Origin of the sequence: Micromonospora humida, from assembly GCF_016901255.1 — a bacterium.
GTDB classification, from domain to species: Bacteria; Actinomycetota; Actinomycetes; order Mycobacteriales; family Micromonosporaceae; genus Micromonospora; species Micromonospora wenchangensis.
The window spans coordinates 283,546-295,676 of the sequence record NZ_JAFEUC010000004.1 but is presented as its reverse complement, the minus strand read 5'-3'; the positions used below and the strand labels follow the sequence as shown (position 1 = coordinate 295,676).

Here is a 12,131-nt window from a genome sequence, read left to right as displayed (position 1 = left end):
CCCGGCGGGAGGTCAGCCGCCGTACGAGCGCAGCGCGTCGATCGCGCGGACGGTGACGTCCTCCACCGGGCCGGTGGCGTCGATCCCGACCAGCTTGTTCTGCGCGCCGTAGTAGTCGACCAGCGGAGCGGTCTTGTCGGCGTACTCCCGCAGGCGGGCCGCGATGGTCTCCGGCTTGTCGTCGTCGCGCTGGAACAGCTCGGCGCCGCACCGGTCGCAGACACCCTCCCGGCTGGGGGCGTCGAATTCGACGTGCCAGATCTTGCCGCAGCCCCGGCAGGTGCGCCGGCCGGAGAGCCGCCGGATCACCTCGTCGTCGTCGACGACCAGCTCCAGCACCAGATCCAGCGCGGTGCCCAGGTCGGCGAGGAGCTTGTCCAGCGCGGCGGCCTGCGGGGTGGTACGCGGGAACCCGTCGAGCAGGAAGCCCTCGGAGGCGTCCGGCTCGGCGAGCCGGTCCCGGACCATGTTGATGGTCACCTCGTCCGGAACCAGCTTGCCCGCGTCCATGTACCGCTTCGCCTCGACTCCCAGGGGCGTCCCCTGGGAGACGTTGGCCCGGAAGATGTCACCGGTCGAGATCTTCGGCACCGAGAGGTGTGCGGCGATGAACTCCGCCTGTGTGCCCTTGCCCGCGCCCGGCGGGCCAACCAGAACGAGTCGCATCTACCGCAGGAACCCTTCGTAGTTCCGCTGCATGAGTTGGCTCTCGATCTGCTTCACGGTCTCCAGACCGACGCCGACCATGATGAGCACAGCGGTGCCGCCGAACGGGAAGTTCTGGAACTGCTGGCTGTTCAGCCAGATGAAGAAGAAGTTCGGCAGGACCGCCACGATACCCAGGTAGAGCGCGCCCGGCAGGGTGATCCGGCTGAGGATGAAGTCGAGGTAGTCGGCGGTCGGCTTGCCGGGGCGGATGCCCGGCACGAAGCCGCCGTACTTCTTCATGTTGTCCGCGACCTCGGTCGGGTTGAACGTGATCGACACGTAGAAGTACGTGAAGAAGATGATCAACAGGAAGTAGATCACGATGTGCAGCGGCGCGTCGGCCTGCACGATGTTGTTCTGGATCCAGGCCTGGGTCTTGCCCGGGTCGTTCTGGTCGAAGAACTGGAGCGCGAGCTGCGGCAGGTAGAGCAGCGACGAGGCGAAGATGACCGGGATGACACCGGCCTGGTTCACCTTCAGCGGGATGTAGGTGGAGGTGCCGCCGTACATCCGCCGGCCGATCATCCGCTTGGCGTACTGCACCGGGATGCGGCGCTGCGCCTGCTCGATGAAGCAGACCGCGGTGATGACCACCAGGACCAGGGCGAGCACCAGGGCGAACTTGCCCCAGCCCTCGTTGGTCTTGATCTTCCAGCCCTCGCTGGGGAGCCGGGCCGCGATCGAGGTGAAGATGAGGACGGACATGCCGTTGCCGACGCCCCGGTCGGTGATCAGCTCGCCGAGCCACATCACCATGCCGGTGCCGGCGGTCATCGTCATGACCAGGATGCTGAGGGTCAGCCAGTCCGGGATGCCGGTGCCCTCGGGCACGATCGGGAACTGGTCGCAGCGGTTCTGGAACAGCTGGCCGGAACGGGCCAGCGCCACGAACGCCGACGACTGGAGGATGCCCAGGCCGAGGGTCAGGTAGCGGGTGTACTGGGTGATCTTCGCCTGGCCGGCCTGGCCCTCCTTGCGGAGCTGCTCCAGCCGGGGGATGACCACCGTCAGCAGCTGCAGGATGATCGACGCGGTGATGTAGGGCATGATGCCCAGCGCGAAGACCGAGAGCTGCAACAGCGCGCCGCCGGAGAACAGGTCGAGCAGGTTGAGCACGCCCGTGTTCTGGCCCTGCAGACTGTCGAGACACTTCTGCACGTTGCCGTACGAGACGCCGGGGCTGGGCAGAGTGGCGCCGAGCCGGTAGACCGCGATGATGCCTACTGTGAACAGCAGCTTCTTGCGCAGGTCAGGCGTACGGAACGCACTGAGAAAGGCGGACAGCAACTTCTTCCTCCTGCGCGCGGGCCGCCCGGTGGTGGTCCCTGGCGGGTGGGGTGGGTGCCGGGCAAGTGCCCGATATCCATGGCTGGGAAGGGACTCTAACAGCCCGATCCCGCTCCGGGCAGGTGTGCCCGGCTACATAAACCGAATCCGATGTTACCCGGCGCACACGCTCCGGGTAGACCAGGGCGCCCGCCCAGTCACGATGAACTGAGCGGGCGCCATGGTCTGCCTGACCTACAGCTCGGTGACCGAGCCGCCGGCAGCGGTGATCTTCTCCTTGGCCGACGCGCTGAACGCCTGCGCCGACACCTGGAGGGTCACGCCGCCGAGGTCGCCGGTGCCGAGGATCTTGACCGGGTGGCCCTTGCGGACCGCGCCGGCCTCGACCAGCTCCAGCGGGCCGACCTGGCCGCCGTTGGGGAACAGTTCGGCCAGCCGGTCCAGGTTGACCACCTGGAAGACGACCTTGAACTTGTTCTTGAAGCCCTTCATCTTCGGCAGGCGCATGTGGATGGGCATCTGCCCACCCTCGAACGCCGCCGAGATGTTCTTGCGGGCCTTGGAGCCCTTGGTACCGCGACCGGCGGTCTTGCCCTTGGAGCCCTCACCGCGACCCACCCGGGTCTTCGCGGTCTTGGCGCCCGGGGCCGGACGCAGATGGTGAACCTTGATCGTCATTACTCGACCTCCTCGACCTTCACGAGGTGGCTGACCGTGAAGATCATGCCCCGAATCTCGGGACGGTCCTCCTTGACCACCACGTCATTGATCCGCTTCAGGCCGAGCGAACGCAGCGAGTGCCGCTGGTTCTGCTTCCTCCCGATCTCGGACCGGATCTGGGTGACCTTCAGGCGTGCCATCAGGACGCCACCCCCGCCCGCGACGCCAGCATGGCGGCCGGTGCCACGTCCTCGACCGGCAGGCCACGACGGGCCGCGACGGCCTCCGGGGACTCGAGCCCCTTCAGCGCCGCCACCGTGGCGTGCACGATGTTGATGGGGTTGGACGAGCCGAGGCTCTTGGAGAGCACGTCGTGGATGCCCGCGCACTCCAGCACGGCACGCACCGGGCCACCGGCGATGACGCCCGTACCGGCGGACGCCGGCTTGAGCAGCACCACACCGGCCGCGGCCTCACCCTGGATCGGGTGCGGGATCGACTGGCCGATCCGCGGCACCTTGAAGAAGTGCTTCTTGGCCTCCTCGACGCCCTTGGCGATCGCCGCGGGCACCTCCTTGGCCTTTCCGTAGCCCACGCCGACCGTGCCGTCGCCGTCGCCCACGATCACCAGGGCGGTGAAGCTGAAGCGACGACCACCCTTCACGACCTTGGCGACGCGGTTGATCGCGACGACCCGCTCGAGGTGCGGGGTCTTCTCGACGGGCGCGTTTCCGCGGCCGCCCTCACGGCGGTTGTCGCGGCGACCACCCTCGTTGCCACCGGACCCGCCGCCACGGCGCTGTTGACCTGGCATCAGCAGCCTTCCTTATCTCTCGTGACGGGGTTTCTAGAACTCGAGCCCGGCTTCGCGGGCGGCGTCGGCAAGCGCGGCGACCCGCCCCGCGTACCGGTTGCCACCACGGTCGAAGACGACCTTGGACACACCGGCGGCCTTGGCCCGCTCGGCGAGCAGGCTGCCGACCTTGCCGGCCAGGGCGCTCTTGTCGCCCTCCGCACCGCGCAGCGACGCGTCCAGGGTCGAGGCCGACGCCAGGGTGTGACCCTTGGTGTCGTCGACGATCTGGGCGACCATGTGCCGCAGCGAGCGGGTGACCACCAGGCGGGGACGCTCGGCGGTGCCGCTGACGTTCTTGCGGACCCGGAAGTGTCGACGCGCACGGCCGACGGCGCGCTTGGCGGCGACGCCGCGGCGGCGCTTGAGCAGCGTGGCGCTCACTTCTTACCTGCCTTTCCGGCCTTGCGGCGGATGACCTCGCCCTGGTACTTGACACCCTTGCCCTTGTAGGGCTCCGGCGGGCGGATCTTCCGGATGTTGGCGGCGACCTCACCGACCTGCTGCTTGTCGATGCCGGCCACGTGGAACAGCGTCGGCCGCTCCACCGTGAAGGTGATGCCGTCCGGCGCGGGGACCAGGACCGGGTGCGAGAACCCGAGCGCGAACTCCAGGTCCTTGCCCTTGGCGGTGACCCGGTAACCGGTGCCGGCGATCTCCAGGCTCTTGCGGTAGCCCTCGGTGACCCCGACGATCATGTTGGCGACCAGGGTACGGCTCAGGCCGTGCAGCTCCTTGGCCTTGCGCTCGTCGTTCGGCCGGTTGACGTGCAGCTGGCCGTCCTCGCCCCGCTCCGCGGAGATCGGCTCGGCGAGCGTGTGGGACAGCTCGCCCTTGGGGCCCTTGACCTTGACGGTCTGGCCCTCGATCGTGATGTCGACGCCGGAAGGCACCGGGATCGACTTACGTCCAATACGCGACATTTCTACCTGTCTCCCGTTACCAGACGAAGGCGAGGACTTCCCCGCCAACGCTCCGCTTGCGGGCCTGCCGGTCGGTGAGCAGCCCCTGGGACGTCGAAATGATCGCCACGCCCAGCCCGCCGAGCACCCGCGGGAGCCCGTCCGACTTGGCGTACACCCGGAGACCGGGCTTGGACACGCGCTTGATGCCGGCCAGGCTCCGCTCCCGGTTCTGGCCGTACTTCAGCTCGACGACCAGTCGCTTGCCGACGGCGCCCTCCTCGGGCTCCTCGACCAACCAGGTGGCGATGTAACCCTCGGCCTTGAGGACCTCGGCGATGTTCGCCTTGATCTTCGAGTAGGGCATCGTCACCCGGTCGTGGTACGCCTGGTTGGCGTTCCGCAGACGCGTGAGCATGTCTGCGATCGGGTCGGTCATCGTCATGAAATTCGTCAACCTTTCTCGCCGGGGTTCCCCGGGCACGGCCCGGGGCCTACGGCGAAGAGACAGTTCAGCTGACGCGCGGAGCGCGCCGGGCTATTACCAGGAAGCCTTGGACACGCCGGGCAGCTCACCGCGGTGGGCCATCTCCCGGATGCACACCCGGCAGAGGCCGAACTTGCGGTAGACCGCCTTCGGACGCCCGCACCGCTGGCAGCGGGTGTACGCGCGAACCGAGAACTTCGGCTTCGCGGCGGCCTTGAGGATCAGCGCCTTCTTGGCCATCTCAGTTCTCCTTGAACGGGAAGCCCAGGAGCTTGAGCAGCGCCCGGCCCTCGTCGTCGGTCGTGGCGGTCGTGACCACCGTGATGTCCATGCCCCGCTGGCGATCGATCCTGTCCTGGTCGATCTCGTGGAACACCGACTGCTCGGTCAGACCGAACGTGTAGTTGCCGTGCCCGTCGAGCTTGCGTCCGTCCAGACCGCGGAAGTCACGGATACGCGGCAGCGCGATCGACAGCAGCCGGTCCAGGAACTCCCACATCCGGTCGCCGCGCAGGGTCACCTTCGCGCCGATCGGCATGCCCTCACGCAGCTTGAACTGCGCGATCGACTTGGTGGCCCGACGCACCTGCGGCTTCTGGCCGGTGATCGTGGCCAGGTCGCGGACGGCGCCGTCGATCAGCTTGGCGTCGCGGGCGGCCTCGCCCACGCCCATGTTGACGACGATCTTGACCAGCCGCGGCACCTGCATGGGGTTGCCGTAGCTGTGCTGCTCCTGCAGCTTGGCCACGATCTCGTTGCGGTACCGCTCCTTGAGGCGCGGCAGGGTCTTGGTTTCGGTAGCCGTGGTCATCACAGGTCCTTACCGGTGCTACGCGCGATGCGGACCTTCTGGCCGTTGTCGTCGAACCGGTAGCCGACCCGGGTCGGGTTCCCGTCGGAGTCCAGGACCTGCACGTTCGAGACGTGGATCGGGGCCTCCTGGGTGACGATGCCACCGGTCTTGGCGCCGCGCTGGGTGGTGCTGACTCGGGTGTGCTTCTTGACCCGGTTCACGCCTTCGACGAGGACCTTGTCCTGCCGCGGGTAGGCCGCGATGACCTTGCCCTTGGCACCCTTGTCCTTGCCGGCGATGACGATGACCGTGTCGCCCTTCTTGACCTTCACGGTCACAACACCTCCGGCGCGAGGGAAATGATCTTCATGAACCGCTTGTCCCGCAGCTCGCGGCCCACCGGGCCGAAGATGCGGGTCCCGCGCGGGTCCCCGCCGTCCTTGATGATGACGGCGGCGTTCTCGTCGAAACGGATGTACGAGCCGTCCGGCCGCCGCCTCTCCTTGGCGGTGCGGACGACGACGGCCTTGACGACGTCGCCCTTCTTGACACCGGCACCCGGGATCGCGTCCTTGACGGTGGCCACGATGACGTCGCCGATGCTCGCGTAGCGCCGACCGGAGCCACCGAGAACCCGGATGCACAGGATCTCCCGGGCACCCGTGTTGTCGGCGACGCGCAGTCGCGACTCCTGCTGAATCACGTCTATCTCCTATGTCTGCCGGTTCTCCGGCCGCCCTCGCGGACGGCCGGAGCCTGGCGGAACCTGCGCCCGACCGAAACCGGCCGAGCTCGAGCCTTCGCTACTTGGCCTTCTCGAGGATCTCCACGATCCGCCAACGCTTGGTGGCGGACAGCGGCCGGGTCTCCATGATCAGGACCCGGTCACCGATGCCGGCAGCGTTCTGCTCGTCGTGGACCTTCAGCTTGCTGGTACGGCGCATGATCTTGCCGTACAGCGCGTGCTTGACCCGGTCCTCGACCTCGACCACGACGGTCTTGTCCATCTTGTCGCTGACCACCAGGCCCTCACGGACCTTACGGCGGGCCCGCACGGTGGTGGCGGTGTTCTCGGTCTCACTCATGATGCAGTCACCTCAGTCGGCGCGGCCGAGAGACCCAGCTCGCGCTCACGCATGATCGTGTAGATCCGGGCGATCTCCCGACGGATGACCTGCAGCCGCCGGTTGTTGTCCAGCTGACCGGTCGCGGCCTGCACGCGGAGGTTGAACAGCTCCGCCTTGGCCTCGCGCAGCTTCGTGACCAGCTCCTCCTCGGAGAGTTCACGCAGCTCGGAGGGCTTGACGCCCGCTGCCATCAGGATTCACCCACTTCGCGCGTAACAATGCGGCACTTCATCGGGAGCTTGTGGATCGCGCGACGCATCGCCTCTCGCGCGATCTGCTCGTTGGGGAAGGACATCTCGAAGAGAACCCGCCCCGGCTTGACGTTCGCGACCCACCACTCGGGCGAGCCCTTGCCGGAACCCATCCGGGTTTCGGCCGGCTTCTTGGTGAGGGCCTGGTCCGGGAAGACCGTGATCCACACCTTGCCGCCACGCTTGATGTGCCGGGTCATGGCGATACGTGCCGACTCGATCTGCCGGTTGGTCACGTACGCCGGCTCGAGAGCCTGGATTCCGAACTCGCCGAACACCACCCGGTTACCGCCCTTGGACGCGCCGTGGCGGTCCGGGTGGTGCGGCTTGCGGAAGCCCTTCGGGGGCTTGCGCGGCATCAGCATCTGTCAGCCCTCCTGCTGCGTTTCTGCCGGCTGGGTGGCGGCCGCGGCGACAGCGGAGCTGTCGACCGGCTCGCCACTCGGCGTCTCGGCCTGCTGCGCGATGGTGGTCGCGGCAGCCCGGCCGGCCTCGGTACCACCGGCGGTCGTACCCGACGAACCCGACCGGCCACGACGCGGCCGCTCGGGCCGGTCGCCACGCTCACCACGACGCGGGCGGGACGGGCCGGCCTCGGCCGGAGCCTCCCGGCCCGGCACGGCGTCGCCCTTGTAGATCCAGACCTTCACGCCGATCCGGCCGAAGGTGGTACGCGCCTCGAAGAAGCCGTACTCGATGTTGGCCCGCAGCGTGTGCAGCGGAACCCGACCCTCGCGGTAGAACTCCGTCCGGCTCATCTCGGCGCCACCGAGGCGGCCCGAGACCTGGACCCGGATGCCCTTGCAGACGGGGTTCTTCATCGCCGACTGCATCGACTTGCGCATGGCCCGACGGAAGCTGACCCGGCTGGAGAGCTGCTCGGCGACGCCCTGGGCGACCAGCTGCGCGTCCGACTCGGGGTTCTTGACCTCGATGATGTTCAGCTGCACCTGCTTGCCGGTGAGCTTCTCCAGCTCGCCGCGGATCCGGTCGGCCTCCGCACCCTTACGGCCGATGACGATGCCCGGCCGGGCGGTGTGGATGTCGACCCGGACGCGGTCCCGGGTGCGCTCGATGTCGACCTTGGAGATGCCGGCACGCTCGAGGCCCTTGGACATCATCCGGCGGATCTTGACGTCCTCGCCGATGTAGTCCTTGTAGAGCTTGTCCGCGAACCAGCGGGACTTCCAGTCGGTCGAGATGCCGAGCCGGAATCCAGTGGGGTGAACCTTCTGACCCATTACTCGGCACCCTCCGTCTTGCTCTCGGTCGCTGCGGGCTCGGCCTGCTGCGCCGGTGCCGCCTTCTTCGCCGCGGACTTCTTCGGCGCGGCCGGCGCGACCGCCTCGACCGCCACCGTGATGTGGCAGGTGCGCTTGCGGATCCGGTAGGCCCGGCCCTGCGCCCGCGGCCGGAACCGCTTCATGGTCGGGCCCTCGTCGACGAACGCCTCGCTGACGAGCAGCGCGTCAGGGTCCAGCCGCTCGTTGTTCTCCGCGTTGGCGATCGCGCTCGCGAGCACCTTGTACACCTGCTCGCTCGCCGCCTGCGGCGCGAACTGCAGCACCGTGAGCGCCTCCTTCGCGGGCAGGCCGCGGACGAGGTTGACCACCCGGCGCGCCTTCATCGGCGAGATGCGCACGTGTCGCGCAACCGCCCGCGCGCCCGGAAGCACCGGAGCGTCGCCCTTTCCTGGCATCGCTGTAACCCCTTGTTCCTCTATCCGTATGCCCGCGGCGTCAGCGCCGGCGGCTCTTCCGGTCGTCCTTCTCGTGACCCTTGAACGTGCGGGTCAGCGCGAACTCGCCGAGCTTGTGCCCGACCATGGCCTCGGTCACGAACACCGGGACGTGCTTGCGTCCGTCGTGCACGGCGATCGTGTGCCCGAGCATCTCGGGGATGATCGTCGAGCGGCGCGACCAGGTCTTGATGACGTTCTTCGAGCCCTTGTCGTTCTGCGTCTCCACCTTCTTGAGCAGGTGGTCGTCGATGAACGGGCCCTTCTTCAGGCTGCGAGGCATGCTCTATCTCCCTCAGCCGCGCTTACGCGTGGCGTAGCGGCGGCGGACGATCAGCCGGTCGCTCGGCTGGCCCTTACGACGGGTGCGGCCCTCGGGCTTACCCTGCGGGTTCACCGGGTGGCGACCACCGGAGGTCTTACCCTCACCACCACCGTGCGGGTGGTCGACCGGGTTCATCGCGACACCACGGACGGTCGGGCGCTTGCCCTTCCACCGCATCCGGCCGGCCTTGCCCCAGTTGATGTTCGACTGGTCGGCGTTGCCGATCTCGCCGACGCTGGCGCGGCAGCGCACGTCGACCCGCCGGATCTCACCGGACGGCATACGCAGGGTCGCGTACACGCCCTCCCGGCCGAGCAGCTGGATGCCGACGCCGGCCGAACGGGCCAGCTTGGCGCCGCCGCCCGGACGCAGCTCCACGTTGTGGACGGTGGTACCGACCGGGATGTTGCGCAGCGGCAGGTTGTTGCCCGGCTTGATGTCGGCGCCCGGCCCGGACTCGACCCGGTCGCCCTGCTTCAGGTCCTTCGGCGCGAGGATGTAGCGCTTCTCGCCGTCGGCGTAGTGCAGCAGCGCGATGCGCGCGGTGCGGTTCGGGTCGTACTCGATGTGCGCGACCTTCGCCGGCACGCCGTCCTTGTCGACCCGCTTGAAGTCGATCAGGCGGTACTGCCGCTTGTGGCCGCCGCCGTGGTGCCGGGCGGTGATCCGGCCGTGGGCGTTGCGTCCGCCCTTCTTCGGCAGCGGGGCCAGCAGGGACTTCTCCGGCGTGGACCGGGTGATCTCGGCGAAGTCGGCAACGCTGGAGCCACGTCGGCCCGGCGTCGTCGGCTTGTACTTACGGATAGCCATTGTCTACACCCCTCAGCTGACCGGGCCGCCGAAGGCCTCGATACGGTCACCGTCAGCCAGCTTCACGATCGCCCGCTTGGTCGCCTTGCGCTGACCGAAGCCGGTCTTGGTGCGCTTGCGCTTGCCCTGGCGGTTGAGCGTGTTGACCGTCAGGACGCGGACGTTGAAGATCTGCTGGATAGCGATCTTGATCTCGGTCTTGTTCGCGTCCGGGTGCACCAGGAAGGTGTACCAGTTCCGGTTCAGCTCGCTGTAGCTCTTCTCCGAGACGACCGGCGCGACGATGACGTCCCGCGGGTCGGCGATCGTGCTCACTTGCCACCCTCCTCGGTGGTCTCGGCGGACTCGGCCGCGGGGCCGGCCTCCGCGGGCACGCCCAGGAACTCGTCCAGGGCGTCCTTGGTGAAGACCACGTCGTCGGCCACCAGCACGTCGTACGTGTTGAGCTGGCCGGACTCGATCAGGTGCACCCGCGGCTCGTTGCGCAGCGACACCCAGTTCAGCTCGTCGGTGCTGCTCAGCACGACCAGCACCCGCCGGGCCTCGGTCAGCTTGGCCAGGGTGGCCAGGGCCGCCTTGGTCGACGGCTTCTCGCCCGAGACGAAGGCCTCGACGACGTGCACCTGGCCGGCGCGGGCCCGGTCGGAGAGGGCGCCACGCAGGGCGGCGGCCTTCATCTTCTTCGGGGTCCGCTGGCTGTAGTCGCGCGGCACCGGGCCGTGGACCACGCCACCGCCGGCGAACTGCGGCGCGCGGATCGAGCCCTGCCGGGCGCGACCGGTGCCCTTCTGCTTGTACGGCTTCTTGCCGCCGCCGGCGACCTCGCCACGGGTCTTGGCCTTGTGGGTGCCCTGCCGGGCCGCCGCGAGCTGAGCCACCACGACCTGGTGCATCAACGCGATGTTGGCCTGGACGTCGAAGATGTCGGCCGGCAGCTCGACGGAGCCGCTCGTGGCGCCTTCGACGTTGCGGACGTCAACGGTGGTCACTTGGCCACACCGCCCTTCTTCGCCTTCGTCTTGGCCGCGGTGCGGACCAGGACCAGCGCGCCCTTGGGGCCGGGAATGGCACCACGGACGAGCAGGAGGTTGTTCTCGGTGTCGACCGCCTGGACGGTCAGGTTCTGGACGGTGTAGCGCACGCCACCCATCCGACCCGCCATCCGGGTGCCCTTGAAGACGCGACCCGGGGTCGCGCAGGCGCCGATGGAGCCCGGCGAGCGGTGCTTGCGCTCGACACCGTGGCTGGCGCGCAGACCGTGGAAGCCGTGCCGCTTCATCGGGCCGGCGTAGCCCTTGCCCTTGGTCTTGCCGGTGACGTCGATGACCACGCCGACCGGGAACTCCTCGACCGTGACCTCCTGGCCGAGCGAGTAGTCCGCGGCGTCGACGGTGCGCAGCTCGACGATGTGCCGGCGCGGCGCCACGTCCGCCTTGGCGTAGTGCCCGGCGAGCGGCTTCTTGGCCTTGCGCGGGTCGATCGTGCCGTAGGCGAGCTGGACCGCGGAGTAACCGTCCTTCTCGGCGCTACGAACCTGGCTGACGACGCAGGGGCCGGCCTGAACCACGGTCACGGGGACAACCTTGTTGTTGTCCCAGACCTGGGTCATGCCGAGCTTTGCGCCCAGGATCCCCTTGACTTGCCTGTCCATTTGTCCGGTCCCTACAGCTTGATCTCGATGTCGACGCCAGCCGGCAGGTCGAGGCGCATGAGCGAGTCGACCGTCTTCGGGGTCGGGTCGATGATGTCGATCAGCCGCTTGTGCGTACGCATCTCGAAGTGCTCGCGCGAGTCCTTGTACTTGTGCGGCGAGCGGATGACGCAGAAACGGTTGATCTCCGTGGGCAGCGGCACCGGGCCCGCGACCTGCGCCCCGGTGCGCGTCACCGTCTCGACGATCTTCCGCGCCGAGGAGTCGACGACCTCGTGGTCATAGGCCTTGAGCCGGATGCGGATCTTCTGTCCCGCCATGGTGGCTTCTGTTCCTTCTCTCGATGCCGCTGTGTTGCGGGCACCTGTACCGGCTGGCACAGGCCCACTTCGCCGACCCCCGCGGTCGGGCGTGTCGCGCCCTCGGACCAGGCTCCGCCCCGGGACTCCGGAGCGATCCTCTGACCACGCGGTGGGTCAAGGCGCCGATCGCATCACAGCGATCTGGACGCCGTGCGAGGGTGGTTGACCGCCAGGGGC

The 12,131-nt window shown here is 68.3% G+C and carries 23 protein-coding genes; all 23 read right to left on the bottom strand.

Features of this window, described 5'->3' with window-relative positions:
* Positions 1-12: 12 nt before the first annotated feature.
* The 23 genes from JQX11_RS11025 to rpsJ all read right to left on the bottom strand — a co-directional run bounded on the left by JQX11_RS11025 (position 13) and on the right by rpsJ (position 11,912).
* Positions 13-666, bottom strand: a complete 654-nt coding sequence (locus tag JQX11_RS11025; protein ID WP_088646992.1) for an adenylate kinase — start codon at positions 664-666, stop codon at positions 13-15.
* The gene (secY, locus tag JQX11_RS11020; protein WP_088646993.1) at positions 667-1,995 is read right to left on the bottom strand and encodes a preprotein translocase subunit SecY; all 1,329 of its coding nucleotides are present in this window, start codon (positions 1,993-1,995) and stop codon (positions 667-669) included.
* Positions 1,996-2,229: 234 nt separating this feature from the next.
* Entirely contained in the window at positions 2,230-2,673 is a 444-nt protein-coding gene (rplO, locus tag JQX11_RS11015) for a 50S ribosomal protein L15 (protein ID WP_088646994.1), read from the bottom strand.
* Positions 2,673-2,855 (bottom strand): 50S ribosomal protein L30, encoded by a 183-nt coding sequence (gene rpmD, locus JQX11_RS11010; RefSeq protein WP_088646995.1) that lies wholly within the window; start codon positions 2,853-2,855, stop codon positions 2,673-2,675. Before rpmD ends, rplO begins: the two co-directional genes overlap by 1 nt.
* Positions 2,855-3,469 (bottom strand): 30S ribosomal protein S5, encoded by a 615-nt coding sequence (gene rpsE / locus JQX11_RS11005; protein WP_088646996.1) that lies wholly within the window; start codon positions 3,467-3,469, stop codon positions 2,855-2,857. The genes rpmD and rpsE overlap by 1 nt, the downstream gene beginning before the upstream one ends.
* A gap of 33 nt (positions 3,470-3,502) precedes the next feature.
* Entirely contained in the window at positions 3,503-3,892 is a 390-nt protein-coding gene (gene rplR / locus JQX11_RS11000; protein WP_030489594.1) for a 50S ribosomal protein L18, read from the bottom strand.
* Positions 3,889-4,431: a 50S ribosomal protein L6 gene (gene rplF, locus JQX11_RS10995; RefSeq protein ID WP_204924859.1), complete on the bottom strand. Its 543-nt coding sequence runs from the start codon at positions 4,429-4,431 to the stop codon at positions 3,889-3,891. Before rplF ends, rplR begins: the two co-directional genes overlap by 4 nt.
* A 16-nt stretch (positions 4,432-4,447) precedes the next feature.
* On the bottom strand, positions 4,448-4,855 hold the full coding sequence (gene rpsH / locus JQX11_RS10990) for a 30S ribosomal protein S8 (RefSeq protein ID WP_067301438.1): 408 nt from the start codon (positions 4,853-4,855) through the stop codon (positions 4,448-4,450).
* A 96-nt stretch (positions 4,856-4,951) separates the two neighbouring features.
* Positions 4,952-5,137, bottom strand: a complete 186-nt coding sequence (locus JQX11_RS10985) for a type Z 30S ribosomal protein S14 (RefSeq protein ID WP_007073023.1) — start codon at positions 5,135-5,137, stop codon at positions 4,952-4,954.
* 1 nt (position 5,138) lies between these two features.
* Positions 5,139-5,708, bottom strand: coding sequence for a 50S ribosomal protein L5 (gene rplE / locus JQX11_RS10980; protein ID WP_067301437.1), 570 nt, complete (start codon positions 5,706-5,708; stop codon positions 5,139-5,141).
* On the bottom strand, positions 5,708-6,028 hold the full coding sequence (rplX, locus tag JQX11_RS10975) for a 50S ribosomal protein L24 (protein WP_194821781.1): 321 nt from the start codon (positions 6,026-6,028) through the stop codon (positions 5,708-5,710). The genes rplE and rplX overlap by 1 nt, the downstream gene beginning before the upstream one ends.
* Positions 6,025-6,393, bottom strand: coding sequence for a 50S ribosomal protein L14 (gene rplN, locus JQX11_RS10970; RefSeq protein ID WP_007465279.1), 369 nt, complete (start codon positions 6,391-6,393; stop codon positions 6,025-6,027). Before rplN ends, rplX begins: the two co-directional genes overlap by 4 nt.
* Positions 6,394-6,493: 100 nt before the next feature.
* Positions 6,494-6,775: a 30S ribosomal protein S17 gene (gene rpsQ / locus JQX11_RS10965; RefSeq protein ID WP_088646999.1), complete on the bottom strand. Its 282-nt coding sequence runs from the start codon at positions 6,773-6,775 to the stop codon at positions 6,494-6,496.
* Positions 6,772-7,008 carry a 50S ribosomal protein L29 gene (rpmC, locus tag JQX11_RS10960; protein ID WP_013288628.1) on the bottom strand — a complete coding sequence of 79 codons (237 nt, stop codon included), beginning with the start codon at positions 7,006-7,008 and terminating at the stop codon, positions 6,772-6,774. Before rpmC ends, rpsQ begins: the two co-directional genes overlap by 4 nt.
* Positions 7,008-7,433: a 50S ribosomal protein L16 gene (gene rplP / locus JQX11_RS10955; protein ID WP_088647000.1), complete on the bottom strand. Its 426-nt coding sequence runs from the start codon at positions 7,431-7,433 to the stop codon at positions 7,008-7,010. Before rplP ends, rpmC begins: the two co-directional genes overlap by 1 nt.
* Before the next feature lie 3 nt (positions 7,434-7,436).
* Complete coding sequence (rpsC, locus tag JQX11_RS10950; RefSeq protein ID WP_088647001.1) at positions 7,437-8,309, bottom strand: 30S ribosomal protein S3; 873 nt, start codon at positions 8,307-8,309, stop codon at positions 7,437-7,439.
* Positions 8,309-8,767: a 50S ribosomal protein L22 gene (rplV, locus tag JQX11_RS10945; protein ID WP_088647002.1), complete on the bottom strand. Its 459-nt coding sequence runs from the start codon at positions 8,765-8,767 to the stop codon at positions 8,309-8,311. The genes rpsC and rplV overlap by 1 nt, the downstream gene beginning before the upstream one ends.
* 40 nt (positions 8,768-8,807) lie before the next feature.
* Positions 8,808-9,089, bottom strand: coding sequence for a 30S ribosomal protein S19 (rpsS, locus tag JQX11_RS10940; protein ID WP_088647003.1), 282 nt, complete (start codon positions 9,087-9,089; stop codon positions 8,808-8,810).
* A 12-nt stretch (positions 9,090-9,101) separates the two neighbouring features.
* Entirely contained in the window at positions 9,102-9,941 is an 840-nt protein-coding gene (rplB, locus tag JQX11_RS10935) for a 50S ribosomal protein L2 (protein ID WP_204924858.1), read from the bottom strand.
* A gap of 12 nt (positions 9,942-9,953) precedes the next feature.
* The gene (gene rplW, locus JQX11_RS10930) at positions 9,954-10,256 is read right to left on the bottom strand and encodes a 50S ribosomal protein L23 (protein WP_067301418.1); all 303 of its coding nucleotides are present in this window, start codon (positions 10,254-10,256) and stop codon (positions 9,954-9,956) included.
* Positions 10,253-10,930 (bottom strand): 50S ribosomal protein L4, encoded by a 678-nt coding sequence (gene rplD / locus JQX11_RS10925; RefSeq protein ID WP_204924857.1) that lies wholly within the window; start codon positions 10,928-10,930, stop codon positions 10,253-10,255. Before rplD ends, rplW begins: the two co-directional genes overlap by 4 nt.
* The gene (rplC, locus tag JQX11_RS10920; RefSeq protein WP_204924856.1) at positions 10,927-11,592 is read right to left on the bottom strand and encodes a 50S ribosomal protein L3; all 666 of its coding nucleotides are present in this window, start codon (positions 11,590-11,592) and stop codon (positions 10,927-10,929) included. Before rplC ends, rplD begins: the two co-directional genes overlap by 4 nt.
* 11 nt (positions 11,593-11,603) lie before the next feature.
* Complete coding sequence (gene rpsJ / locus JQX11_RS10915) at positions 11,604-11,912, bottom strand: 30S ribosomal protein S10 (RefSeq protein ID WP_007073037.1); 309 nt, start codon at positions 11,910-11,912, stop codon at positions 11,604-11,606.
* Positions 11,913-12,131 lie beyond the last annotated feature (219 nt).

Bases quoted from the DNA above. Each gene is read 5' to 3' on its own strand.
- JQX11_RS11025 (WP_088646992.1), bottom strand. From the start codon at position 666: ATGCGACTCGTTCTGGTTGGCCCGCCGGGCGCGGGCAAGGGCACACAG.
- rplO (WP_088646994.1), bottom strand. From the start codon at position 2,673: ATGACGATCAAGGTTCACCATCTGCGTCCGGCCCCGGGCGCCAAGACC.
- rpmD (WP_088646995.1), bottom strand. From the start codon at position 2,855: ATGGCACGCCTGAAGGTCACCCAGATCCGGTCCGAGATCGGGAGGAAG.
- rpsE (WP_088646996.1), bottom strand. From the start codon at position 3,469: ATGCCAGGTCAACAGCGCCGTGGCGGCGGGTCCGGTGGCAACGAGGGT.
- rplF (WP_204924859.1), bottom strand. From the start codon at position 4,431: ATGTCGCGTATTGGACGTAAGTCGATCCCGGTGCCTTCCGGCGTCGAC.
- rpsH (WP_067301438.1), bottom strand. From the start codon at position 4,855: ATGACGATGACCGACCCGATCGCAGACATGCTCACGCGTCTGCGGAAC.
- JQX11_RS10985 (WP_007073023.1), bottom strand. From the start codon at position 5,137: ATGGCCAAGAAGGCGCTGATCCTCAAGGCCGCCGCGAAGCCGAAGTTC.
- rplE (WP_067301437.1), bottom strand. From the start codon at position 5,708: ATGACCACGGCTACCGAAACCAAGACCCTGCCGCGCCTCAAGGAGCGG.
- rpsQ (WP_088646999.1), bottom strand. From the start codon at position 6,775: ATGAGTGAGACCGAGAACACCGCCACCACCGTGCGGGCCCGCCGTAAG.
- rpmC (WP_013288628.1), bottom strand. From the start codon at position 7,008: ATGGCAGCGGGCGTCAAGCCCTCCGAGCTGCGTGAACTCTCCGAGGAG.
- rplP (WP_088647000.1), bottom strand. From the start codon at position 7,433: ATGCTGATGCCGCGCAAGCCCCCGAAGGGCTTCCGCAAGCCGCACCAC.
- rpsC (WP_088647001.1), bottom strand. From the start codon at position 8,309: ATGGGTCAGAAGGTTCACCCCACTGGATTCCGGCTCGGCATCTCGACC.
- rplV (WP_088647002.1), bottom strand. From the start codon at position 8,767: ATGCCAGGAAAGGGCGACGCTCCGGTGCTTCCGGGCGCGCGGGCGGTT.
- rpsS (WP_088647003.1), bottom strand. From the start codon at position 9,089: ATGCCTCGCAGCCTGAAGAAGGGCCCGTTCATCGACGACCACCTGCTC.
- rplB (WP_204924858.1), bottom strand. From the start codon at position 9,941: ATGGCTATCCGTAAGTACAAGCCGACGACGCCGGGCCGACGTGGCTCC.
- rplC (WP_204924856.1), bottom strand. From the start codon at position 11,592: ATGGACAGGCAAGTCAAGGGGATCCTGGGCGCAAAGCTCGGCATGACC.
- rpsJ (WP_007073037.1), bottom strand. From the start codon at position 11,912: ATGGCGGGACAGAAGATCCGCATCCGGCTCAAGGCCTATGACCACGAG.